The following is a 23,407-nucleotide window of genomic DNA, read 5'->3' as shown; positions in this document are numbered from 1 at the left end:
GTATGTTTGGGTGCTGTTGTTTGCTATTGATATGCTACTGGCATGTTATTGGACTATGTACCTGTAAACACAGGAAACATGGCAACAACAGACCAAAAAAGGTTTATGCAAATGGCGGTAGATCTTTCTGAACAGGCGGCAGATGGAAAAAAAGGCGGGCCGTTTGGTGCGGTAATCGTACGCGAAGGCAAGATAGTAGGCAGTTCCGGCAATTGTGTGATGAAACATACCGATCCTACGGCTCATGCGGAGGTAATGGCTATACGCGATGCATGTGCAAACCTTGATACCATTGATCTTGCGGGCTGTGAAATATATTCCTCTGCCGAACCCTGCCCCATGTGTACGGCAGCAATTTACTGGGCAGGCATTAAGGCTGTATATTTTTCCAACACAGAAGAACAATCGATGGATTATGGTTTTGTAGACAAAGAGATTTTACAGGAGCTCAGGAAGCCGGTTGCCAAACGTAAAGTAAAATTTCAGCGCATAACAAACCCGGCTGCTATTAAAGTGTTTGATAAGGCTTTAAAGCAAAATGGTTAACAGTAAGACTGCAATAAATAATTGAAAAGCCACAGTCGCTTAGTAAATGTGTAAGTTTTCGTGTAATGATGCAGGCATTGTTTTATGCCAACAGTGACATTTGTTATGCTCCTGTTGATGGTTTTGCCACCAGTTGGAATATGCCTCGGTTGAGTCCGCAGGTTCTTCGCATTAAGTGCCCAATATAGTTGTTGCAGTACAAGTGAGTGACACAACAAAAGCTCAATAGTAGCAATACTGCATAGTCTATGAAATAAAAAAATGCAATCCTTTAAAGATTGCATTTTGATTTTTATAAAATTATGTTGCGCTTATTTGGAAGTAATCAATACCGGTTGAAATAATTTCTTTTTTATTCTTGCCCTGCCGATGAACTGGTTACCGTTGATCTTGTAAAAATTAGTTGGGTAGATCATAATGTCTTCATCGCGTGTATCGAATAACAGTTCTTTTGTAGTTGTGCCATCACTGGTAATCTTAGATACAATTACCTGGCCACCGGCGCCATCAATGTGGTATTTCGGTGTTTCATCTTCTGCCAGGTTCATGTTGTGAATGTTATCAAGATAAAGAAAATAATAACCTGTTTCATCGCTGATCAGTTTAAAGCTCATGGTACCTGTGCCGGCAGTGCCACGTTGCTTTTTAGGAATCTTGCGCATCCATAAAAACTTACCTGCTGCATCTATTTTTGCTGCATAAATATCTTCGTAATAATACGTATAGGTTGTGCGGATAGAACCATTAAAGTTTGATGTGGATACCACCAGTTTGTATTCTTCGCAGGCAAAGAAAACGCTGCCATCTTTTTCAACTATCACATTTCTTACCCTGAGGTTGGGTAATTCGAAATCTTCTTTGTTCTCTATCTTTCTTTTTGTTCTTGAACTTTCAAACTTCTGCAGTTCTTCACCGGGAAATTCGTAATAACCTTCCCTGTACTTTGCCAGAATTCCTTCCTGGTTTAATGATGCGAGAAAGATGCCATCGGTACCATTGCCTTTTGACTTTTTGCTGTAGGTGCAGGCAACGATCATCTCATTCAAACTGCTTTCTATAAGGGTTGCTTCCCTTATATAATTATCGCCAAGGTTAATTTTCGCAGAAATGATTTTTTTGCTCTCTTTGGTAAATTTCAATACCTCGTAGTGGTAAGCAGGATTGCCCGTTTCTTTGTCTCTTTCTCTTCTGGAATCGCTGTCGTACACCTTCGCAAGCATGTAAGCGTTGCCTTTAGCATCCAGAGAAAAATCTGAATTATCCATGATGGCCTCTGTATAAGGCATCGTAAACTCACCGCCCCACAGTTTATTCATCTTATCATCAAATACCTGCAGACCAATTTTGTCAAAGTTTTTCTTGTCACTTTTTTGTTCCGGGTACAGGCGGTAGCTGATCAGCAGTTTACTGCGCTCTGCATTATAATTGTACCTGTACTTGCCTACAACCTTTGCGCTGTATAAGCCATTGCCAACAAGGGTTCCAGCCATCCTCGTTGCCTGAAACAGTTTGTGGTTTGCATCTTTTATTTTACCTGCGGTTACGTCTATCTTGTCGTAATACAGCATTTCCGTTTCACTGCTTTTATCCCAGTCGCTGTGCATCCAGTAGTAGTTATCATCATTGAAATTTACAACAAGTTCGCTGGTGAAATTTTTTGTTGCTTCCGGCAGTTCAATTTTTTGTTCCGCTGTTTTATGTAATGACTGTGCATCGAAACGGGTAATGTACAGCTCATCATCTTTCAAAGAAAGGTTTACGATACCATCTTTTTGATTGCCAAAAAAAGCAAGGTCTTCTGTTTTGCGGGGCAGTTCATATTCGTCGCCCAGCTTAAAAGTAAATTTGGTACTCTGCTTTTGCGCATACGTAACCACCGATAATAAACATACCGGGAGCATTGCTAAATATTTCATCGTTTGGAGGTTAAAAGGTTTGTTAGAAGTATCAGGTGTATAAAATTTTATTTGTTGATCAGCTTAGTATTTTGTTAACGGCACCAACACACCGGCCCGCAGGGCGGTAAACGCATAGGCGCCCAGGTAACCGCCACCGGTGCTTGCCACAACCGGTTTTAACGACAGGTCGAAGCAACCTTTTGTTTCAATCACCACACGTTTAATGCGACATTGAATACCCGTATTAAAACTAAAGCCGCTGATGATGTAATTGAATTTATCGCTGGTGGCAGAATTGCCGAGGAATTCGTATTTGTTGCGCTGAGATACAAAGCCCAGCATGCCACCTGCACCCACAAACCAGTTTACACGGGAGTCTGAGAAATCGCCCACCAAGGCGCCTTTAAAACCCAGTTGCAGGTATTTGTAGTTGTATATTTCAGAATGTTTCTCGTCGCCTACATAGGTATTATCGTCGTACACGGCTTCGGTGTACCCGTCCGTATTTTTTTTGTATAGAGAAGCATTCAGGTAATAACCTACACGGTCGTCACTTACATATTCCACCATCAGTGTTGGCCCGGTGCCTTTAAAGTTGTCACCCGAGCCAGGGTTATTGAAAGTGCCATAGACGGCGCCGACAAACAACTGTGCGAAAGAAAACTTAACGGTAAAAGCAAAGAAAAGGGTAAGCAGTTTTTTCATAATGTTCAGGGGCTAAAGGCAGGTATATGTACCTGTGTATGGGTTTTTGTATGCGATTTTTTATTGAACGACGAAAGTACACTGCTGCTTGTTGCCAGTGCCTTTAAAAACCATTAAAACATTAAACGCTATGCACAGCATATCAATTAAGAAGATAATGTAGCCGGCTGTAGTACTTCGTGGCATCGCCGGTTGTGTCACTCACTTGTACGGTTGGTTGGTGTGGGATCTGTAGCGTTGCAGTTTATCCCACTTTCGGCAGACGACTTACTTTTGCGGTTGGTTAATGTGGCGGCAATGAATTCAGCTATGTTTCTGGCGCAGGTCTCCTGACCTGCGCTTGCTGGTTATTTAACTCGTCTTTAAACATATGCAGAAGCATAATCAAGTTCTTGTAACTGAAATTGATTATTGAATATAAAATAAGTAATGCTTAGGCGCAGGAATGAGGCGTTAGGTTTGCAGCTTAGCTTCCTGTGCCTTTGCAACAAGAGTATTTTGTACTAATTACAAACTTAAGATGCCTAATCGCAAAAGATAAGCATCAATCTTAAGCCAGCACCGTAGCAAGCAACGCGAAACCAACTTCTATAATTTTACAAAGAGATTTACGTTTTATATATTGCATTTCAATCTATGAGTAAAAGTCAGATCCTAAACTAACATGAGAAAAATATTTTACATTGTAATCAGCATCGCTTTAGTAAGTTGCACAGGTAGCCCCTCAAATCCGGTAACTCCACCAGATTATCTTCCATCAGATAAATTTATAACTCTATTCAGTTTTAAAGCTGCTGATAATGCAGGTGTTCTAATTTCTGATGTTTCGGGAGTAGTAGGTACTGATAGTATACATCTTTTAGTGCCATACGGAACCAAAATAAATAATGTTAAGCCAACAATAACTATAAAAGGTAAAAGTGTTTCACCTTCAAATCTTGCGGCGCAAAACTTTACGAATCCTGTAGAATATATTGTTACGGCCGAAGATGGATCAACAAAAAAATATGTTGTTGTTGTTAGGGAATCAACACCCGATATTTTAGTTGACAATAAATGGCAGTGTGAGATTGGTGGCGTTCTGTATTCAGGTACTATGGACACCAGTTTTATTAATATCATCAACAGCCAGGGCACGCCGTTTTATGATTCACTTGTTTATTTCACCGGAACCTCCACAGACAAAAAAACAAGTATTGCCTTTTGGATAAATGTAAAACGGAATTTATATCCCAATGGCATTTTCAGTAGTTCGCAAGGAATGAGTTCATTAAGTATCGATATGAATTCATCAGATGAATGGTCGTCAGTATATGGCTCGCCGGATAAAGCCGATTTTGTAGTTGACTCTTTTACCACAAAAAAACTGAAAGGAACTTTTAGTGGTCATTTTCCTAACAAACAACATACTGCATGGATAGATGTAACAAATGGCAAGTTCAGTTGTGAATTTGGACAAGGAAACAATGAACCCAAGCAGGTATCGTTTGTCGGAGAAGACAGTATTTATGGCTATACACGTTATGCGGCATTACAAGCAAATTCGCTTATTATTGACGCTTCAGATTATACTGCATTTACAGGACGTACATACAGGCTAATAGTGCATACCGGCAGCACAATTAAACCGGGAACATACGAAAGTAAAGAAGGTAATGTTGGCTTCAATCTTTATACCCCCAGCATCTACCGTTATGCAATTGGAGATTCACTTGGTAATATGTCTGTAACAATTACAGCAGTAAACGGAAATGTTGTAGAAGGAACATTTCATGGCAGGTCGGAATTTGCCGTTGAACACGATATTAATGACGGTAAGTTTAAATGCCGCGTTCTGAATTATTACCCACAGCAAGATTCTGTAAATAAATGGAAATATCTATCTGATAACATTTATATGGCGGAGTATTCCATTTTTGGAGGCAACATTACAAAAGCCGAAAAAACTTTCTCCGATAATTACTACAGACTAACGGTAGATGGCACTTCTGATAATGATAACTCACAATTTAAACTCGCTGTATTTTCAAGAAATCCAATAGATACAGGCTACTATGCTACAATACCTGGCAATAGAATAATAGAAGCCATTTATTTTAAAACAGGATCAACCTATCCATTCAATTTTGGAAGCAGCAGCACAGGTGTGTATTGCCATATAGATCATATTGACAACAATACTGTTTCCGGCACATTTGGATATAATCCTTCTGTAGGTCAGTTTGATAATTATTTAATAAGAAAGGGAAGTTTTACTGCATCATTTCATTAATATCTGATTTACCTATTGGGTCACCAGTTGGCCTAAGAATATAAACCAGCTGTTGGCGCAGGAATGAGGCGTTAGGTATATAGCTTAGCTTCCTGTGCCTGTACAACAGGATTGTTTTAATTTATTCGAGAGTTGCTTACAAGGCTTAAGATGCCAACACACAAAAACCTTTATCTCAATCTTAAGCAGCATTGTAGTTTGCTTCTTTATAATAAAGACGTCTTTGCTTATGCAGATAGAAGTAATGAAGCAGATCGCTGCAGCCGCCATAAAAGCAGAAACCTGAAGTGTGCGACGCAACCAAAGCCCAACAGTATTCCCCAGGCTAGCTACCAAAAAATACATCAGTTCGATCAGACTTAAACTTATCAGTTACTTAGTAGTGTTTAAAATATACAAATTGAAAAAAATACAGGTAGTAAACCTGTACTATAGTGTATCAAATCATTTATTTATACAACACCTAAATGGATAACTATGCTTCAACTGATTCAAAAAGTATGTTGCTGCGTTTCGTTTTGAGGTTTAATGTAGTTTGTAAAATTTCGCTTGCTGAATATCTAATGTATTACTTGAAATTTTCAAAACATATGTTCCTTTGGGAAGTGACAACACATCAATCGTCATGTTTATACTTCCGTTAACCGCTATTATCTTTTGCTTATTGAAAGTTCGTCCCTGCAAATCACTAATTGTAAGAAGTAGATTTGTTGACCTGATATTTTTTATACGTAACGTTAGTGTGTTGCTGGTTACAGGATTAGGTGAAATAAATATCGTATTACTGATATCTGGCAGTGTTTTGAAATCAATTCCTTTAACCCATATGGAATACAATGAGTCTGTTCTGCATAAACTTCTAAGCTTCCATTGATAAGTTGTATTCGGCAACAGACCGTCTATGTTAATCCCCTCCTTTGAATAATTTCTTTGTTTTATAATCCATACAGAATCATTGCTGGCACGGTAAGCTATCCTTGTGTTTGTAACGTTAGTGTCTGTAATTGTCCACGATAACCTTGCTGCTGTATTTGTAATTTTTGAGGCGTTCAGATTAGATGGAATACTGCAAACTGATTCGGCTGGTGTGTAAGACCATAAATCTTTTGCGAAGTTATGTTCTGCCACGCCAGTGCCTACATATCCCTTATTGCCGATGTTAAAACTAACACAAGCATCATATCCTGCACCGGCGAAATCTACTTGTTGCAACCATTGATTAAGCCCGGGATCATACTGCCAGAAGTCTTTATAAGCTGATCCTGATCCGGAACCACCCGTTCCTACATATCCTTTTTCCCCAATGCTAAACGCTACAGCGTTTAAACGGGCAACTCCGCTAAAATCTGCTTTTTGCGACCATTTATTTATCGCAGGATCGTATTCCCAAAAGTCTTTTACATTTCCTGTATATCCGCTTCCTGTACCAACGTATCCTTTATTACCTATACTAAAACCGACAGCACCAAATCGTTCTGTCCCACCAAAATCGGCTTTGCGCTTCCATGTATCCGTAAGTGGATTGTATTCCCAAAAATCTCTCGCCACTTTGGTACTGTAATGTCCTGTACCTACATATCCTTTTCCACCAATACTAAATCCTATATTGCCCTGGCACCCTAATCCGGGGTAACTTGCTTTCTGCGTCCATTTGTTTTGCAGAGGATCGTATTCCCAAAAATCTTTTGCCTCTTGTGTTGATGTGCCGACCCAACTTAAACCCATTCCAACGTATAGTTTTGAACCTATGCTAAATGCAGTGGAAAAAGCACGTAGGCCACCACTGAAATCTGCTTTTTGAGTCCAGGTATTTGCTATTGCATCATACTCCCAAAAATCTTTCAGAAATCCGTTACCAATTCCAACTCCAATGTATCCTTTGTTGCCTATGGCAGCCCCACATGCACCGTAACGACCTTCTCCACCCATGTCTTCTTTTTGCGTCCATACCCCGGATTGAGAAAAAATTGTTACTGTACTTAACGACAGGACGGCTACAACCAGCAAATGCTTTTTCATAGTGGTAAATTTTGTAAATAATTTTTTGAGCAATCATGTTTGCTGCTGTATAAAAATTATTAAACACAATAGTTATTCATGTTCAGCAATACAGCTTTAAGCTTTTGATACAAATATTATTACCTAAGGTTGGAATTGTAATGATAAATAAATCTGACAGTAGTCAAGAACCCGGATGATTTTAATCAAACTCATAAAGAGTCTTAAACTAACATAAACCAGCTAATACCAAGTTGGCCTAAGAATATAGCTGTTGGCGCAGGAATGAGGCGTTAGGTATATAGCTTAGCTTCCTGTGCCTGCACAACAAGATTGCTTTAATTTATTCAAAAGTTGCTTACAAGGCTTGAGATGCCAACACACAAAAGCTAAGCCTCAATCTTAAGCCAGCATCAACGGTGACTATTTGCTGCCCAAACAATCGAAAGTACAAGTGTGCATCTCATAAAATGTTATTGATTTTATAGAACTATAAATAAAACAACAATATTAATTGCAAACATCTACCGTTAAATAACGGTACGAAATACGGTTTTTTTCTTGTTGACATGTTTTCTCTTAGAAAATAATTTTAGGCATAAATTTTATCTATGAAACTTATTAACCTTTTTTTTCTACTTTTCTTAATAATCTTATTTTATAGTTGTGATAAAACAACTGATCTAACAAGTAATGCTTCTGTTAAAGGATGCAGACAGCCAAACTCTTTTAATTATAATCCAGCTGCGACTGAAGATGATGGTTCATGTAAAGAAATGGAAGGTTGTCTTGGTTATAGCTCTGGTTTAACTAATTCGGGCTCATTGGGAAATACACTGAATAGTGCCTACTATGATCAGAAAATGAGTGAAGAAATATACCTCCAAAGCATTTTTTTTAATGGAATTCCTGCAACTGTATATATACTTTATGAACCATCAATTGAAATGAAAAATGCATACGCAAGTCCTGAGGGAAATATATTATTTGGGTATTATATGTTTTATTATACGATACAGTCTTACGGAGAGCTTCCTGTTTCTGGAATTTTGGCTCATGAGTGGGGGCACCGAACTCAATTTACAGTAGGATGGCAAGACTATTATAAGCCTTCACATAAAGAGCTAGAAGCTGATGCGTTTTCGGGATTTTATATGGCTCTTGCAAAACAATATGCGTGGGATCAAATTGAATCATATTATGCGAATGTTTACGCTACAGGAGATTATTATTATAATAGCCCAACACACCATGGAACCCCCGACCAAAGATTAAATGCGGCATATCTTGGAGTTAATACTGCTATTTATGCACTTCAATCCGGTAAGCAATATACATACAGTGAGCTACATGAAATTTTCTTTGGAACTATTCGTACTCAAATTGACGGAAAAAGTCAGGGACATGGATTTAAAGACGTTGTATATCCTAAAAATCTTACTAAAGATTACATAAAGTCTTTGTTTCCAAAAATGTAGAGAATTAATATTTTGTGTGCATTTTCTCTATCGGTTGGTGTCCTCACCAACCGAAACCTAGTCTCTGAAATGCGTAAGTATATTAAACTCATCCTGCCCGGTTAAATAAAACCTGGCGCTGCTCCACTTGTATTCTTCAGGTAACTTACACAAAGACCATTTCTCTCTTACCGGATTAAGATGAATATAGTTCAGCTTTTCAGCAAGTATATTGTCGTTGCTTATCGGGATAGCAAGCGGATCTCTTTTCCAGAATTGATATTGCCGGTCTTCTTTATCCGATTGATACAACTTTAGCAAGCCGGCATCTTTGGCAGACAAATATTTTTTAAACTGGTGAGCAGTAAACTTTGCAAAACTTCCCGCCGGACTTTCTTTTCCATTATCCTTTAATATATACCATAGTAAGTGAATGTGATTTGGCATAATAACATACCCATAAATTTTTACCAGATTATTCGTGACAAGATATTGAAGGGAATTAATCACCGTCATTTTTAAACTATCATCAGCAAGCAGGTGCCTGAATTGATTGATTGTATCTGTGTAGAAATAGCAGATATTTCCTGCCATTTGTCCCTGGCGCCTATGAAAAAATATTCATGATTTAAGCTACAATATTTTTCGGTTCATCAATATTTTCGGTTGGTGGGGACACCAACCGATAGATAAAAATATTTTTCGGTTCATCAATATTTTCGGTTGGTGAGGACACTAACCGATAGATAAAAATATTTTTCGGTTCATCTACATTTTCGGTTGGTGGGGACACCAACCGATAGATAAAAATATTTTTCGGTTCATCTACATTTTCGGTTGGTGGGGACACCAACCGATAGATAAAAATATTTTTCGGTTCATCAATATTTTCGGTTTGGTGGGGACACCAACCGATAGATAAAAATATTTTTCGGTTCATCAATATTTTCGGTTGGTGAGGACACCAACCGATAGATAAAAATATTTTTCGGTTCATCAATATTTTCGGTTGGTGAGGACACCAACCGATAGATAAAAATATTTTTCGGTTCATCAATATTTTCGGTTTGGTGGGGACACTAACCGATAGATAAAAATATTTTTCGGTTCATCAATATTTTCGGTTTGGTGGGGACACCACCGATAGATAAAATATTTTTCGGTCATCAACATTTTCGGTTGGTGGGGACACCAACCGATAGATAAAAATATTTTTCGGTTCATCAATATTTTCGGTTTGGTGGGGACACCAACCGATAGATAAAAATTTAAGCTACAATATTTTTCGGTTCATCAATATTTCGGTTGGTGAGGACACCAACCGATAGATAAAAATATTTTTCGGTTCATCAATATTTTCGGTTGGTGGGGACACCAACCGATAGATAAAAATATTTTTCGGTTCATCAATATTTTCGATTGGTGAGGACACCAACCGATAGATAAATTCAACATGCACACAAGGCTTAAAATAGCAACTCACAAAAGCTAAGCCGCAATCTTAAGCCAGCACCAGTATTGCATAACGTTTATGAACTTGTTCAGGTGGGGGTTTGTAGTACGTTATCCGAGCATATAAAAATGCTGAGTAGCTTTAGAAAGGTTCAATTTATTGTATCAGCTTCATTACCCAAAAAATGATGTTGGCTGTTCGTTGTTCATTTCATTGAGTGAAAAGCAACTTTGTTTCCTTCTGTGTCAATAAAATATGCCATAAAACCATTTTGACCAATAGAAGTTTTGGGCATTATTATTTTTCCGCCTGCCTGCTCTACTTTGCTCAACGGTAAACTTAAATCTTCACCGCCATTCAGATAAACAACTGTTCCTTTGTCTGATGGTTCAAAGCCTTCGCCCTGCGCAAGTCCTCCACCAACACCACCATTCATCATATCTGCCGGAAATATTCCATACTTTCCGATGGGAAACGGCATTTCCGAAATTTCTACTCCTAACACAGTTTCGTAAAATTTTTTTGCTCTTGTGAAATCTGTTGCCGGGATTTCAAACCAATTGATTGCATTTGTCATTTTGTTACTTATTTATTGTTGAGGTATACCAATTTTGAAAGCTCCTTTCTGCGGCTTCAATATTTTTCATAACAGCATAATCATTTAATATTGATGGTAACAATAAATATACAAAACTGCCATATATCAACTGTCTTGATTTTATGGTTGGCCTAAGAGCCTAAACAACCCGTTTGTACTGGAATGAGGGATTAAGGTTTGCAGTTTAGCTTCCTGTGCCTGTGCAACAAGTTTGCTGCAAGTTATTCATGGATGCTTAAAAGGCTTAAGATGCCGGCACGCAAAAGCTAAGCCTCCATCTTAAGCCGGCACCATGTATTCAAGAACTCTTGCTGATGCAGCAAGAAGATGATTAACAGATCGCCGCAGCCGCCATAAAAGTGGAACCGTCAACCGAGCGTGGCAACAGGCGATGCCATGGAAAGATTGGCTGGTAACATAAGCCTTTCTCAGCAGCCGCCTTTACGCGGATTGCGTTTGAAAATAAGCTTATTGTCTTTTTCAACATAATCGCCTGAGATGATGGGATAAGCGTACTTCGGTGCATACGATACAAAATGGCTCCGGATAATGATTTTGTCATTCACCCGCAGGGTGCGCAGTTGCTCAAGTTGAGGCTTGTCAGCATCAAACTGTAGTATGTATTCAGTGCCGTTAATACTGGCCATTATTCCAAAACCCAACCGGGAGCCCGGGGGAAGTGTAAGAGAAGTGATCACAGCCTCCATATTGCTATAGCTGCTTAACTGCTCCCTTATTTTAGCGGCACCGTCGAGCACTTTGATACCTTCGGGTGATGCCTGCCATGTCCTGAATTTTATACCTTCGGCGGTAGCTTCCCATTGTTCCCTTTCGGTTTTTGCTGCTGCAGCACCAAGGGTATTTGCGGCAGGCTTTTGCGTGGTATCAATTTTTGAATCGCGGTTAGCGAATACAAGACCGCTTACCACCACCAGCGGTAAGATAAGTGCATAGATCGTTTTTTTCATGGTTGATGTAGTTTTAACTGACATGAGTGTTGTTATCCGTTTTAACCCAACCGTTCAAGGATTTCTTTTTGTTTGCCCATCCTTATAAAGTTGGTGCACCAAAAATACTTTGATAATTTTCCCGCAAACAAATACTGCTTGTAAATAAGCATGTAAACTTTGTAAATAATACATTGACATATGCCTGGTAAACGATATTTCCCTGCCATACAAGGTACATACTTTGGTGGGTTGTTATTGCTTATGTTAATTTCTGTGATCTGCGTGGCTTTTAGCATGACGGACAGCAACGATTTTGATGTTGCAAGGAGGGAAGTGCTGCTGCGCCGGGTAGGGCACGAGATACTGCTGCAGTCGGGCGACAGTACATCGCGGGTATTACCGGTAGAGAAAACCGGGAGCAATGAATACCAGCTTCGTTTTGAAAACGCGTTTACTTTTCAGCCCGAAGCCCTCGTGAGCACCACGCAGCGGTTGCTGGCCAAAGACCCGCTGGCCGTTGATTATATTGTTAATGTCATCAACTGTGCTGATACCACTGTAGCATACGCCTATGCAGTTTCAGCCAATAAGAAAGATGATATTGTGGCGTGTATAGGAAGAAAGCAGCCAACTGCCTGTTACATGATCAACATTCAGTTTAAACCGGCAGGTGTAATGACCGCGAAGAGCGGTTTGCTCGCAGGCAGTATTGCGGTTGCAGCCTTTGCCGGGTTCGTTTTCTTCCGGTTGCACAAGCCGCGGAAGGTATTAACAGGGTCGCCCGGTGTGGCAGAAATGTCTCCGACACCCGCGCTGCCCGATAACCCGCATACAGAGTTGTTTACGCTGGGCGCCATGTTGTTTGATGCCGGGGCGCGTAAGCTTACGGTGAACGAACAAAGCGTAGACCTTACCAAAACGGAAGCACGCGTGCTGCGCATTTTTGCATTGTCGCCAAATGAGATCATAGAACGCAGCCGGCTGCAAAAAGAAATATGGGAAGATGACGGCGTTATAGTCGGCCGCAGCCTGGATATGTTTATTTCGAAACTTAGAAAAAAGCTGGAAGCAGACCCCGCTGTACGCATTGTTGTGATACGCGGTAAAGGATATAAGCTTGAGATTAGTTAAAACTGAGTGTAATAAAATAAATCATTACCAACCACACTATGCTAACATTAGAAATACTGCTTGCAGAACTGGACCGTGCCATTGCACAACAGCAAGCAATGAATGCAGCAGTGTCGAAAGCCAATGTAGGCTGGCATATTGAGCACAGCCTGCTAACCATAGATGTGGTGATTGAGGCTTTAAAAAAGTCTGATCCGCAGCATTACACTCCGCGTTTCAGCATGCCACGGCTGATCGTTTTTACCACAAATGCTATTCCGAGGGGGAAGGCAAAATCTCCCAAAGCAGTTGTGCCCGATGCTTATACAGCGCAAAGCCTGCGGGAGCATGTAAACCTTACAAAAAGCAACATAGAGGAACTGGCCGCTATTGATAAAAACAAATATTTTAATCATCCCTTCTTCGGGCATATACGCGCAGCTAAAACAAGAAAATTCCTGGTGATACATACCAGTCATCATGTAAAGATCATCCGGGACATACTTCGCTGAATGCCCTACGCATTGTTATCTGCAGGTATATGATCGTATGCCGGTTCACCATTTTACAAGATGCCGGTTCTTATGTAGTACATTTTTCTAATGATTATGTAGCAAGCTGCAGATTATAATGGCATCGCCTGTTGTGTCACTCACTTGTACGGTGGGAACGTATATCGGCAACGCGAAGACAACAGCGTATTCCTTTACTGTTATGGAAACCGGGCTACACCAAAGAATATTTTCTTTCCTTGTTGTACTTTGATTTATATGCGAGTGGTGAAAGCCCTGTTACACGATTGAAAACTTCCCTGAAAGCTTTGGTATCATTGTAGCCCACTTCATACATTATCTCACTAACCGTTTTTCGCGTGGTTTCAAACATCCTTTTGGCAGCTTCCATTTTTACTCTCTGCAGGTAATCCAGCGATGTAAGCCCGGTGGCCTTAATAAACCTTCGGTCAAAATTTCTTCTGCCAATGTTCAGGTCTGATGATAATTTTTCAATAGATATTTTGTCCTGGTAGTTTTGTTCGAGGAATTCCTGCGCCGTTAAGATTTCATTGTCATTATGTTTTTTATACCCGTTGAATATTGAAAATTCGGCCTGCAGGTTTCTATCCAGGTCTATCTGGAAATATTTCGCACAATGAATGGCGGTTGGCCTGTCATAAAATTTTTCTACGAGGTACAGCAATAAATGTAAAAACGAGTAGGCACCACCATTGGTGTAAATACCATTTTCATCCGTAATCAATTGGTCGGTTTGTAAATTCACATCAGGAAACAAGGCTTTAAAATGTTCAGACAAAGCCCAATGCGTAGAACATGTTTTGCCTGCAAGAATGCCGCTGGATGCCAGCATAAAACTGCCGGCACACATACTGGCTATTTCCGCACCCTTCTTATACTGTTTTGTTACCCAGTCAATCAATAGCCGGTTGTTTGCAGCAGCGGTCTCATAACTGCGGATCTGCGATGCAGGAATAATAATGAGATTGGTCTTGTCAATTTCATTGATCGTTACCTGGTGCTTTATGGAAAGTAAGCTGGTCTCCAAAAATCGCTTTTGGTTGCACCAACCAACTCAATAGTAAAAATAGCTTTGCCATTTTTCTTTACCAGGCAGTTATTTGCCTCACTGAATACCTGGTATGCACCTACAATACAGGCAATGGTACTCATGTTGGTTTGATCGTCCGGCACAAGGATGCTCAGGTGCTTCATCTGTTTTTTCAACAAAACTATAGCAATTATTTGTCTAAATCAACCCGCTATAATGTCGGTTTAGCACCATGCAAATAGCTGTTCCGGACAGTACATTTGCTGATAAACACACAAAAAATGATAAATACAGCGTTGTTCGTAAAAATGGTGATTGACAGATGGAATGGCTCCATTGCAAACTTAGACAAGCACCTGGGTTCATTAACAGATGAGCAATTGCAAAAGCAGGTTGCACCGGGTAAAAACAGGGGCTTTTATTTACTGGGACATTTTATTGCAGTGCACGATGAAATGCTGGTACTGTTGGGCATGGGTGCAAAACTATACCCCGAATTGTACGGGCCCTTTCTCAAAGAACCTGATAATATAGCGGTGCAAACACCTCCTGTTGCTGCACTAAGGAAAATGTGGGAAACGCAAAATAAACTGATCCATGAAAAATTCCGGCAAATGAACCCAGAAGACTGGTTTCAGAAACATACAGCCATTGCAGATGCAGATTTTGCTGCAGAGCCACACCGCAACAAACTAAATGTAGTCATTACCAGGACTTCGCATCTGCAATATCATACAGGGCAAATTGTTTTACTCCATTAACAGCCACAACTATGACAGCACAAAATTTTCAATACAGTTTTACCACTTCAAAAGGCACTGCTGAAGTATTCGCGCATCTACTCAATCCCAAAAACTGGTGGGTTGGTTTATTTGAAGAAAGGATTGATGGAAAAAGCAACGCCATCAATGACGAGTTTAGTTTCAGTGCAGGCGGTGGCGCACACTTTTCCAACCAGAAATTAACGGAGCTTGTTGCCGGCAGCAAAATTACCTGGCTGGTTACCGAAAGTAATTTGTCGTTCCTGCACAATACAAATGAATGGGCAGGAACAAAGCTCTGCTTCACGATCGAAGAATTTGGCGATCAAACAAAAGTCACCTTCACACACGATGGGTTGGTTCCGCACTTTGAATGTTACGGTGGTTGCTCACGTGCGTGGACACAATACCTGCAGAACCTGGAGCAACATCTTGCGTGAGACAGTTAGTGGCTACACAAAGCGCCTACAAGCTTGCAGCAGCACGTGCTCGTTGCCGGGGGCAACGCACCCCGCAAAGTCGCACAGCGCTTGTGCCCTGGCGTATTTGAATTCCCGGTTTTTATTGCTTGATAAACCGCAGCACCGCATGTTGCTCACCATCTGAAATCCGGATGAAGTAAAGACCTTTGTTAAGAGACGCAACATCAACCGGTATGTTGTTCAAGCCCTTCATGAGCGTTGTATTGATGGTTTGTACAATTTTACCATCAGCAGCCGTAATATACAGCACAGCCTTGCCCGCAAATGTTTTATTTACACTTACCGTGATGGTACTTACTGCCGGGTTAGGTGCAACGGTTGCCGCAGGCTTATGTAGGCTGATGTCATTACTGGCAGTTTGGGATATCGCTTTCGTGTTGGCGCTCCCCTCACAAAAGACTGTTACCGCATTGATTTTATTTGTCGCAATATCGTATGCGCCAGTAGTAATGCCATCTTCCACGGTAGTGTATGGAATATTGGTAACCGTAAAATTTTTTGGTGTAACAATGGAATCAAATTTTGGAACACGGTAACCTGTGCATATCCTGCCGAGTGAATCATACTTGTACAGCATCATATCATAATTATACGTGTCGCCACCATAATACCGGTTGGCCTTAAACATACTGCCATCCCTGTTGAACGCAAGATTATAATATGCACCATCAGGTAAAGTAAGCAGTTGGTGATTCACCGCATACTGTACCGCAAAGTCTGACTGCTTAACCGTAGAAGCACTTACGACCGTGGAATTTTTATCTAACCGTAACCAGAAATGTTTTCCTGCGTAGTAAATAATGCCTGCTATCTGCCATTGTTTATTTTTCCCATAAACTTTCATAGGGTAGGTAGATTCGTATGTCGGGTCGCAATTGGCACAATATACAGACTGGAAAGACTGGATAACCCCGGTACTGTCAAACACCATCAGGCCGGCGCTGCCAGCATTTTCAAAAAGCGTAACAGAAAATTTGCCCGCTACAGCTACTGCGCCATCTTCCCTTACCGCCACCGCGGCAGAGGCAAAAACATCCTGGGCCAATGTATTCACTGTCTTTTGCAGTGTAACCACACCTGAAGCATTTACCCTGAATAATTTGAACAAGCCTTTTGGAATGATGCCAATGCCAGGGTCTGCGGTAAAATAAAAATTACCACCCGGTGCTGCTGTAGCAGATTTTACAGATAATGATGCGTAGGTATGGCTGTTTATGTTTCTCGTCCACTGTACATCGCCGTTTGGCGCACATTTTATAAGCAGTATACTGTTAGCGGTTGCGCTGGTGGTTTCATACGTTTCGGCCACCAGTAAAAAGCTGCCGTCATCCGCCACTGCGCATTGGGCATTTTTCTCCGATGCAGCCGTTCCATAAGTGTTAGACCATCTCATGTTGCCGCTGGCATCAGTACAAACAATATAAATATCGTTAGAGCCTGCGCCAAAGTTTTGGGTGTAGCCAACCAGCAAAAATTTGTTGCTGCTTATTCTTTTAAAGTCCGTCTGGTATTCCGATGCGTTGGGGCCACCAAAGCCCTTTTCAAAAGTTGATTGCACAAATGCGGGCAATGAAATGCCAAGCAACAGTAACAGGAAGAGTATTTTTTTCATAAAGTGTTGTGGGTATTGTGGCGTTTAAATAATGGCACGAAACAGTCATATTGCATATGGGGACGGCATGTGGTTTTAATGGTTAAGGAATGAGCTGCTAAATGTAGCTTAATAACCTACAAAGATGCGTACACCTTTTCCTGTATTTTAACTGCGTCATGGTCAGCCCTTGCATACAATGTTGAATGATGATGGAGCCGGCTTTTGTATTACATGGCATCACCTGTTGTGTCACTCACTTGTACGGTTGGTTATTTATGGCGGCTGTGGCGTTCCGTTAATCCGGCGTGCGGCAGAATGGTAACTTGTTTAATCAGGTATTTTATTTATAGCGCATTCAAAAGCTGCGATTTGTGTGAAAGATAATGTCTTGTCATCATTACTCTCCGGCGCAGGTATTACGAGCTAACCCTGCAAGCAATGTTTAGCTTTCGAATAGCAGAAATACACGAAAAAGGGGAGTATACGGCTATTGGATTATAGTTTACATTTACCGGTATCATGCAACTTTGGGTCAGCCAGCATCATTTTTTAAACTGTTCAAACTCTTACATGAAAACAATGTTACATGTCTACCTGCTCAGGCGAGGGTCGGAAAGATGTGTGAGCTGGCTTTGTGGCACTCACCCGCATATTTACCAACATGGCGAGTCCGCTACTCCACAACCGGTACACATGAGACTCGCCTTACAATTCAAATTGTCGCCATAAAAACAGAACGCACAAGTAAGTGACACAACAGGCGATGACAGAAGCAGCTTAGCTCATAACACCAAACATTTCTTATCATGCTTTTAAAACAATACTCACAATATTTATAACCTAAAAAATACTCTATGAAAATGCGTATCCTGCTTGCTTCAATTTTTATTTTACTTACTATAACCCCTTATGCTCAGCATAGTTTTATTGACAGTATTTCTTCAAACGTACCAATAAAACTAATATCCATAGCTTCCACTGCAGACGGCGGCTATTTAATGGGCGGACATTCAGGTTCTAACTGGAGTTCGAACATGTTTGTACAAAAGATAAATCGTAAAGGTGATGCTACATGGTCTAAGACTTATGATGCAGGCTACCAGGAGGAACTGGAAAATATGATTACTACCTTCGATAGTGGTTTTGTTTTATTTGGTACAACCTACGACGGCAAGTACGCCGATGTAGGATATGCTGGCTCTTTACTGATAAAGTGCAATAAAAATGGCAACATTGAGTGGAAGAAAAAATGGAGGTTTCCGGCCAAAGCCAATACTTTTTATGATACCGCCTTTTATGGCGGATTGGTTATCGAGTCAAAAGACGGAGGGTTTATAACAGCATCTCTTGCTGGTGAATTCTGGAGCGGCACAAGGTATATCGTTGTTAGTAAACTAACTGCGCAAGGCAACGTTTTGTGGAGCACTGTGCAAACTACTCCTTACTCTTTTACCAGCGCTATTGAAGCATTGGATGAAGCGCCTGATGGTTCGATATTGATTGGTTTTGCATCTGAGCAATGTTCTGGTTTTTGTAACAGGCTCTACCTGTATAAACTACAATCTACAGGAGTATTTGAATGGGAGAAACATATATTCCTCAGCGCTTACCGGGAAGATGATGAAAACAATCATTTTATCGGGTTGGCATCTGATGAAAGCGGTATTCACATTATAATACATTTACTGAGCAACCGGCCATATAAAGATTATCAATATAGCTACCAGCTTATAAGACCAGACAACAGCATTTCCAAAGCAGACATTATGGATGATAACATGTTTACACTTAAAGACTATTTATTAAAAAATAATATTAACGCATTTAAGAATGCAATATTACCACAAACACTTTCCCGCAACAACGGTTCGGCGCTTGTAAGAAAAGATGGTTCTGTTGTGGCAGGTTCTTATGGTTCTATATTTGGACAAAGTAATTATGTGTTACTGAAAAAATATACACCGGGCAACAGTATATGCCCTTCTTACACACCGGTAAAATTCTCTGATGCTATATTGAAAGAGCAAGTGGATCAAACAGCGCTAACTGAAAATTTTTCTGCTGTTGGTTTGGTAAAACTTCCTGTAAATATTACAACCGGAAATACATCTTTTACTTTTTATACAGCATGCAACAACACGTTAACGGCTGCAATTAATGCTGTTGATGCCCAGCAATTACAACACAAAGGCCGTGGGTTTGTTGTATATCCCAATCCAGCAAGAGATCATATAACATTCAGCGTACAAAGCAATATAAAAATTGGTTTACTAAACAGTACCGGAAAATTATTACAAACCATTAATGCAAGTGGGAACCAACGAATGAATACCAGTCATCTTGCAGCAGGTATGTACTACCTTAAAAATTATGCGACAGGTGATGTACAAAAACTTTTTATCAGCAGGTAAGAAACCTGTGCTGCCTTGCACACTGCCACAGGGCTGTAACTTGTGCCATAGCAATATCTTTCACCGCACTGGCGCAGGTCTCCTGACCTGTGCCCGGGTGTTACTTATCTTTAATCTCACCCGGCGATAATAAAATGCAGGATAAACAACAGAACACACAGATATGCGCTCCGCAGGCAGTTAGCTAACCGCAACGCTACAGTCGCCATAAAAACGGAACGTACAAGTGAGTGACACAACAGGCGATGCCATGAAAAACTACTGCCGGAACAATACAAATACGCCGCACCAGGACGCAATCGTGAAACGAAATGCCTGTACGTTTTATTCGTAAGTCAGCCTGAGCAATGATACGCCCTGCCGTGGTAAGGAGAAATGAATCACGGCTTCGCCGTTTGCTGTATTGATCCATTCAGGTGAACTGAGTAATTGCAACTGACCTGCCCGCTCCAGTTGTTTGTATTGCTCATCTGTAACATGTTGCGGCGAACCCATCTGCTTCCACGCCTCATAAGCATTGCTGTAGTCTTTATCAATGCGGTAATGTTGCAGCAATATCTTTTTTGCAGGAATGTTTTTGATGGTAACGGTAACCGGCGAAGCGTCGTTTGCAATAGCTGCATCGTAGTAGTTCCACACCATAACGGATGAAGATTTTTTATCAGCGCAAGCCAGTGCATGAATATCTGCACTGTTTGCATGCACACTGTTTTTAAGTATGCTGTCTAACGGAATTTGGTTGTTGTTCTCAATCGGTATTCTGTTGCCCCGCATTAATCCATACATGCGAAAAACATTCAGCACAGGTTTATCAATACCATTCGTTGCAAGATCCCTGAAACCATCAAACCATTGCTGGTTCTCAAATTCGAATGACCAGCTTGTAAGCCCTGCCAGGTTTACCTTATACCGGTCGGCAAGGTCATATATTCTTGCAAAAGAAGCCGCGGTATAACTTGAATACAAGGTGCCATTGCGGTATGCATTTTCCGGATTGGTTGCCATACCACATGCGGCACAACCTTCAGGATCGCATTCTGTAATATAGATGGGCAGTTGTTTGTAGGCAGATGCATGCACGATTTCAAAACCTCTGGCAACATCTTTTAACTGCGGCGACATGTTCATCTGCACATGACCATCTACAACCTTCGGACTTCCCTTTGCATGAAAGCTGATAAAATCCAGCGGTACACCTTTTTTTCCTGTTGCAAAATTTTTCCCTTCCGCACAGTGCACCAAAAAATCTTTCAACCATACAGCCGCTTTATCCCATCCCGGGCCTGTGGTGGCCGGGCCGCCTATTTGTGCAGCAGGGAATGCTCTCTTCACCGCATCTGCAGCATAATCATCGACCATAAAATATTCCTCTTCCGTGCCTTTCCAGTAACTGATATTTGGTTCGTTCCATACTTCCCACAACCAGGTTTTTACTTCCGCTTCACTATAACGCTGAATGGAATGTTTCACCCATTGGTACACAAGTTCACCCCATTTTTTATAATCGTTTGGCGGGTATGCCCAACCCGTATAAATACTGTCGTATTTTACACCGGGCTTCCAGTAATGACGGTAGGGTTGCGGATGTGTTGACAATGCTTCGGGCATAAAACCAATCTCAGCAAGCGGTTTCATTCCGCGTTGTATATACGTATCAAAGATGCTGTCCACAATATGCCAGTCATATACCGGGTTGCCGTTTTTATCTTCTGTATAGGCATTTGTGGAGCCCCATTTCAATGCCGCCGTTCCATCACCTGTGGTCAGCAAATTGTGGCATCGTACATAAACAGGGGCGGGGCTTAACGCAGCAATTTCGCTCAGCAGTTTTTTGCCATCTTTCATGTATGTATAGTTCGGCTCATCATAACCAAAATGCGCCCATACAGGCTGCAATGGTTTGCCTTGTTGTTGCAGGTCAATTGTAATCTGTGCAGCAACTGTAGTGTTTGTAAGTGTAGCAATTACCATTAATAAAAAGAAGGGAAAACATTTCATTGGTGCTATTTGAGTTGAAAGTTATCATGCTTTCCAGTGATAATTATATTTTTTATTGAACCGGTCTGCATTATTACTATTAGGCGTTCCTTGCGTCGCACGCTTGTACGGTTGGTTCTTTATGCAGCAATATCACCCACCGGCGTAAGTATGCAGGGCTGGCCAGTTGTGTTGCGTACCTGCGCCGCAAACAGGTTGCAATACTTCTGAAGTTTGGGAGTATGATAAAAGTCAGGCATAACAGGTGAAATATTATGCGCCAGCATCCCGTATGATTTGACGATACACCCGATGGCCAGTACGCAGCCGTTGATGATAAGAATGTAAGGAACAGCACCACTCTTTTTTTGTTGATAAAGAAGGATTCGGGATCGTCTTTTTTGTAAATGATGTTTACCTGCTCACCTTTTTTATAGGTGCCCGGCATCACACCAATTTTTGAAACCTTCGTTATCTATACATTTTCTGTTGTGGGAAAACGTACAACAGGCCTGGCCGGGTGGTGTCTGCAGACAAATATGTTACGGGCTTCTGTATTTCATGGCATCGCCTGTTGTGTCACTCACTTGTGCGTTCCGTTTCTATGGCGGCTGCAGCGTCCTGTTTATCCGGCCATGAGCAATATGCTTACCTGCAAGTTCCAACGTTTCTTGTCATAGCGAAGTAAATACAAGAGGTTTGTGTGCCAGGCAATGTTTTGTGACAAGCTGTATTTAACCTGCTGACATTGCCATTACTAATCTTTGATACAAATTTGTGTAATCATTCTGCTATTCTATCGGGGTCTTTGAGATGAACCCTTTGGCATGAACTAAATAAAACGCAGGCACATGTCACAGACCTGCGAAAATGAGGAGATCGGTGTGTAGTAACAATACTACACGAAAAACCAAAATCACATGACGGCATCACCCGTTTAGTTTGCTTTATTTTAAAGTTTATATCATTTTAAAACCCTTCAGATACAAATAGTGTATTTGTAAAAGAACATTATGTACGGAATAGTTAATAGAGCCATCGAAGACCTTGTAACCACAAACTTTGGAGAGGCCAGATGGCAAGCTGTTAAAAAGAGAAGCGCTGTAGATGTTGATTTTTTTGTAAGCAGCGAACCTTATGATGATGATATAACCTATGCACTTGCTAATGCCGTTTCTGAAGAGATGAACATGCCGCTGCAGGATGTGTTGCAGGCTTTTGGAGAATGGTGGATTTTAAAAACAGGTAAAGAAAAATATGGAGGGCTCATGCAGGCAGGCGGAAAGAATTTTAAAGAATTTATTGTAAATCTTCCTTTGTTTCACAATCGTATTATGTTCATGTACCCAAAGCTTACACCGCCTGAATTTAAAGTGGATCATTTAACAGATAATAGTGTTTGGCTCCACTACTTTTCAAAGCGGCAGGGCCTGCAGGAGTTTGTTCGGGGACTCTTAACAGGGTTAGCAAAAATGTATGATGTACATATCACCCTGGAACTTTTGCAAAGCAGGGGCAGCGGAAGCGATCATGAAATATTTAAAATAAACTGGTAAACATATGGATCAGGATATTTCGTTTGACCAGGCACAATTCAACAGGCTTTTTCCGTTTTATTTTGCTGTAAATAAA

21 protein-coding genes are annotated in these 23,407 nt (G+C 40.8%); 9 read left to right on the top strand and 12 right to left on the bottom strand.

Going from position 1 to position 23,407, the window contains the following annotated elements:
• Positions 1-78: 78 nt before the first annotated feature.
• A complete protein-coding gene (locus I5907_RS17805) occupies positions 79-546 on the top strand; it encodes a nucleoside deaminase (RefSeq protein ID WP_196992151.1) in 468 nt (155 codons plus the stop codon).
• 311 nt (positions 547-857) lie between these two features.
• Here the strand turns inward: I5907_RS17805 and I5907_RS17800 are convergent, their stop codons facing one another.
• Both I5907_RS17800 and I5907_RS17795 read right to left on the bottom strand, forming a co-directional pair.
• Complete coding sequence (locus I5907_RS17800) at positions 858-2,462, bottom strand: hypothetical protein (protein WP_196992150.1); 1,605 nt, start codon at positions 2,460-2,462, stop codon at positions 858-860.
• 63 nt (positions 2,463-2,525) lie between these two features.
• Positions 2,526-3,149, bottom strand: a complete 624-nt coding sequence (locus I5907_RS17795; protein ID WP_196992149.1) for a hypothetical protein — start codon at positions 3,147-3,149, stop codon at positions 2,526-2,528.
• Between the two features lie 664 nt (positions 3,150-3,813).
• Here I5907_RS17795 and I5907_RS17790 point away from each other — a divergent pair.
• On the top strand, positions 3,814-5,421 hold the full coding sequence (locus tag I5907_RS17790) for a DUF5018 domain-containing protein (RefSeq protein WP_196992148.1): 1,608 nt from the start codon (positions 3,814-3,816) through the stop codon (positions 5,419-5,421).
• 525 nt (positions 5,422-5,946) lie between these two features.
• On the opposite strand, the gene I5907_RS17785 is transcribed toward I5907_RS17790, so the two are convergent.
• Positions 5,947-7,440, bottom strand: coding sequence for a T9SS type A sorting domain-containing protein (locus I5907_RS17785; protein WP_196992147.1), 1,494 nt, complete (start codon positions 7,438-7,440; stop codon positions 5,947-5,949).
• A gap of 590 nt (positions 7,441-8,030) precedes the next feature.
• Here I5907_RS17785 and I5907_RS17780 point away from each other — a divergent pair.
• On the top strand, positions 8,031-8,897 hold the full coding sequence (locus I5907_RS17780) for a hypothetical protein (protein WP_196992146.1): 867 nt from the start codon (positions 8,031-8,033) through the stop codon (positions 8,895-8,897).
• Positions 8,898-8,954: 57 nt separating this feature from the next.
• Here I5907_RS17780 and I5907_RS17775 read toward each other — a convergent pair whose 3' ends face one another.
• The 4 genes from I5907_RS17775 to I5907_RS17760 all read right to left on the bottom strand — a co-directional run bounded on the left by I5907_RS17775 (position 8,955) and on the right by I5907_RS17760 (position 11,895).
• Positions 8,955-9,470 carry a transposase gene (locus I5907_RS17775; protein WP_196992145.1) on the bottom strand — a complete coding sequence of 172 codons (516 nt, stop codon included), beginning with the start codon at positions 9,468-9,470 and terminating at the stop codon, positions 8,955-8,957.
• A 34-nt stretch (positions 9,471-9,504) separates the two neighbouring features.
• Positions 9,505-9,930 carry a hypothetical protein gene (locus tag I5907_RS17770; protein ID WP_196992144.1) on the bottom strand — a complete coding sequence of 142 codons (426 nt, stop codon included), beginning with the start codon at positions 9,928-9,930 and terminating at the stop codon, positions 9,505-9,507.
• A gap of 604 nt (positions 9,931-10,534) precedes the next feature.
• Positions 10,535-10,906, bottom strand: a complete 372-nt coding sequence (locus tag I5907_RS17765; RefSeq protein WP_196992143.1) for a VOC family protein — start codon at positions 10,904-10,906, stop codon at positions 10,535-10,537.
• Positions 10,907-11,355: 449 nt separating this feature from the next.
• Complete coding sequence (locus I5907_RS17760; RefSeq protein WP_196992142.1) at positions 11,356-11,895, bottom strand: hypothetical protein; 540 nt, start codon at positions 11,893-11,895, stop codon at positions 11,356-11,358.
• Between the two features lie 180 nt (positions 11,896-12,075).
• Here I5907_RS17760 and I5907_RS17755 point away from each other — a divergent pair, with 180 nt between their 5' ends.
• Positions 12,076-13,008 (top strand): winged helix-turn-helix domain-containing protein, encoded by a 933-nt coding sequence (locus tag I5907_RS17755; protein ID WP_196992141.1) that lies wholly within the window; start codon positions 12,076-12,078, stop codon positions 13,006-13,008.
• 38 nt (positions 13,009-13,046) lie between these two features.
• Positions 13,047-13,499, top strand: a complete 453-nt coding sequence (locus I5907_RS17750; protein WP_196992140.1) for a hypothetical protein — start codon at positions 13,047-13,049, stop codon at positions 13,497-13,499.
• Positions 13,500-13,713: 214 nt separating this feature from the next.
• Here I5907_RS17750 and I5907_RS17745 read toward each other — a convergent pair whose 3' ends face one another.
• Both I5907_RS17745 and I5907_RS21730 read right to left on the bottom strand, forming a co-directional pair.
• Entirely contained in the window at positions 13,714-14,547 is an 834-nt protein-coding gene (locus tag I5907_RS17745; protein ID WP_231402152.1) for a GlxA family transcriptional regulator, read from the bottom strand.
• The gene (locus I5907_RS21730; protein WP_231402151.1) at positions 14,523-14,714 is read right to left on the bottom strand and encodes a hypothetical protein; all 192 of its coding nucleotides are present in this window, start codon (positions 14,712-14,714) and stop codon (positions 14,523-14,525) included. The genes I5907_RS17745 and I5907_RS21730 overlap by 25 nt, the downstream gene beginning before the upstream one ends.
• A gap of 117 nt (positions 14,715-14,831) precedes the next feature.
• Here I5907_RS21730 and I5907_RS17740 point away from each other — a divergent pair, with 117 nt between their 5' ends.
• The gene (locus I5907_RS17740; RefSeq protein ID WP_196992139.1) at positions 14,832-15,311 is read left to right on the top strand and encodes a DinB family protein; all 480 of its coding nucleotides are present in this window, start codon (positions 14,832-14,834) and stop codon (positions 15,309-15,311) included.
• An 11-nt stretch (positions 15,312-15,322) separates the two neighbouring features.
• Positions 15,323-15,751, top strand: coding sequence for an SRPBCC family protein (locus tag I5907_RS17735; RefSeq protein WP_196992138.1), 429 nt, complete (start codon positions 15,323-15,325; stop codon positions 15,749-15,751).
• A gap of 121 nt (positions 15,752-15,872) precedes the next feature.
• Here I5907_RS17735 and I5907_RS17730 read toward each other — a convergent pair whose 3' ends face one another.
• Positions 15,873-17,405 (bottom strand): T9SS type A sorting domain-containing protein, encoded by a 1,533-nt coding sequence (locus I5907_RS17730; RefSeq protein WP_196992137.1) that lies wholly within the window; start codon positions 17,403-17,405, stop codon positions 15,873-15,875.
• 836 nt (positions 17,406-18,241) lie between these two features.
• Here I5907_RS17730 and I5907_RS17725 point away from each other — a divergent pair.
• Positions 18,242-19,798, top strand: a complete 1,557-nt coding sequence (locus I5907_RS17725) for a T9SS type A sorting domain-containing protein (protein ID WP_196992136.1) — start codon at positions 18,242-18,244, stop codon at positions 19,796-19,798.
• Between the two features lie 324 nt (positions 19,799-20,122).
• On the opposite strand, the gene I5907_RS17720 is transcribed toward I5907_RS17725, so the two are convergent.
• Together I5907_RS17720 and I5907_RS17715 are read right to left on the bottom strand one after the other, a co-directional pair.
• Positions 20,123-21,796 carry a GH39 family glycosyl hydrolase gene (locus I5907_RS17720; RefSeq protein WP_196992135.1) on the bottom strand — a complete coding sequence of 558 codons (1,674 nt, stop codon included), beginning with the start codon at positions 21,794-21,796 and terminating at the stop codon, positions 20,123-20,125.
• Positions 21,797-21,875: 79 nt separating this feature from the next.
• A complete protein-coding gene (locus I5907_RS17715; protein WP_196992134.1) occupies positions 21,876-22,223 on the bottom strand; it encodes a hypothetical protein in 348 nt (115 codons plus the stop codon).
• A 565-nt stretch (positions 22,224-22,788) separates the two neighbouring features.
• Here I5907_RS17715 and I5907_RS17710 point away from each other — a divergent pair.
• Complete coding sequence (locus tag I5907_RS17710) at positions 22,789-23,331, top strand: heme NO-binding domain-containing protein (RefSeq protein ID WP_196992133.1); 543 nt, start codon at positions 22,789-22,791, stop codon at positions 23,329-23,331.
• Positions 23,332-23,407 lie beyond the last annotated feature (76 nt).

The organism is Panacibacter microcysteis (assembly GCF_015831355.1).
Lineage (GTDB): Bacteria > Bacteroidota > Bacteroidia > Chitinophagales > Chitinophagaceae > Panacibacter > Panacibacter microcysteis.
This window is presented reverse-complemented; position numbering and strand designations above follow the sequence as displayed.

Bases quoted from the DNA above. Each gene is read 5' to 3' on its own strand.
- I5907_RS17805 (WP_196992151.1), top strand. From the start codon at position 79: ATGGCAACAACAGACCAAAAAAGGTTTATGCAAATGGCGGTAGATCTT.
- I5907_RS17800 (WP_196992150.1), bottom strand. From the start codon at position 2,462: ATGAAATATTTAGCAATGCTCCCGGTATGTTTATTATCGGTGGTTACG.
- I5907_RS17795 (WP_196992149.1), bottom strand. From the start codon at position 3,149: ATGAAAAAACTGCTTACCCTTTTCTTTGCTTTTACCGTTAAGTTTTCT.
- I5907_RS17790 (WP_196992148.1), top strand. From the start codon at position 3,814: ATGAGAAAAATATTTTACATTGTAATCAGCATCGCTTTAGTAAGTTGC.
- I5907_RS17785 (WP_196992147.1), bottom strand. From the start codon at position 7,440: ATGAAAAAGCATTTGCTGGTTGTAGCCGTCCTGTCGTTAAGTACAGTA.
- I5907_RS17780 (WP_196992146.1), top strand. From the start codon at position 8,031: ATGAAACTTATTAACCTTTTTTTTCTACTTTTCTTAATAATCTTATTT.
- I5907_RS17775 (WP_196992145.1), bottom strand. From the start codon at position 9,470: ATGGCAGGAAATATCTGCTATTTCTACACAGATACAATCAATCAATTC.
- I5907_RS17770 (WP_196992144.1), bottom strand. From the start codon at position 9,930: ATGAACCGAAAAATATTTTTATCTATCGGTTGGTGTCCTCACCAACCG.
- I5907_RS17765 (WP_196992143.1), bottom strand. From the start codon at position 10,906: ATGACAAATGCAATCAATTGGTTTGAAATCCCGGCAACAGATTTCACA.
- I5907_RS17760 (WP_196992142.1), bottom strand. From the start codon at position 11,895: ATGAAAAAAACGATCTATGCACTTATCTTACCGCTGGTGGTGGTAAGC.
- I5907_RS17755 (WP_196992141.1), top strand. From the start codon at position 12,076: ATGCCTGGTAAACGATATTTCCCTGCCATACAAGGTACATACTTTGGT.
- I5907_RS17750 (WP_196992140.1), top strand. From the start codon at position 13,047: ATGCTAACATTAGAAATACTGCTTGCAGAACTGGACCGTGCCATTGCA.
- I5907_RS21730 (WP_231402151.1), bottom strand. From the start codon at position 14,714: ATGAAGCACCTGAGCATCCTTGTGCCGGACGATCAAACCAACATGAGT.
- I5907_RS17740 (WP_196992139.1), top strand. From the start codon at position 14,832: ATGATAAATACAGCGTTGTTCGTAAAAATGGTGATTGACAGATGGAAT.
- I5907_RS17735 (WP_196992138.1), top strand. From the start codon at position 15,323: ATGACAGCACAAAATTTTCAATACAGTTTTACCACTTCAAAAGGCACT.
- I5907_RS17730 (WP_196992137.1), bottom strand. From the start codon at position 17,405: ATGAAAAAAATACTCTTCCTGTTACTGTTGCTTGGCATTTCATTGCCC.
- I5907_RS17725 (WP_196992136.1), top strand. From the start codon at position 18,242: ATGAAAATGCGTATCCTGCTTGCTTCAATTTTTATTTTACTTACTATA.
- I5907_RS17720 (WP_196992135.1), bottom strand. From the start codon at position 21,796: ATGAAATGTTTTCCCTTCTTTTTATTAATGGTAATTGCTACACTTACA.
- I5907_RS17715 (WP_196992134.1), bottom strand. From the start codon at position 22,223: ATGCCGGGCACCTATAAAAAAGGTGAGCAGGTAAACATCATTTACAAA.
- I5907_RS17710 (WP_196992133.1), top strand. From the start codon at position 22,789: ATGTACGGAATAGTTAATAGAGCCATCGAAGACCTTGTAACCACAAAC.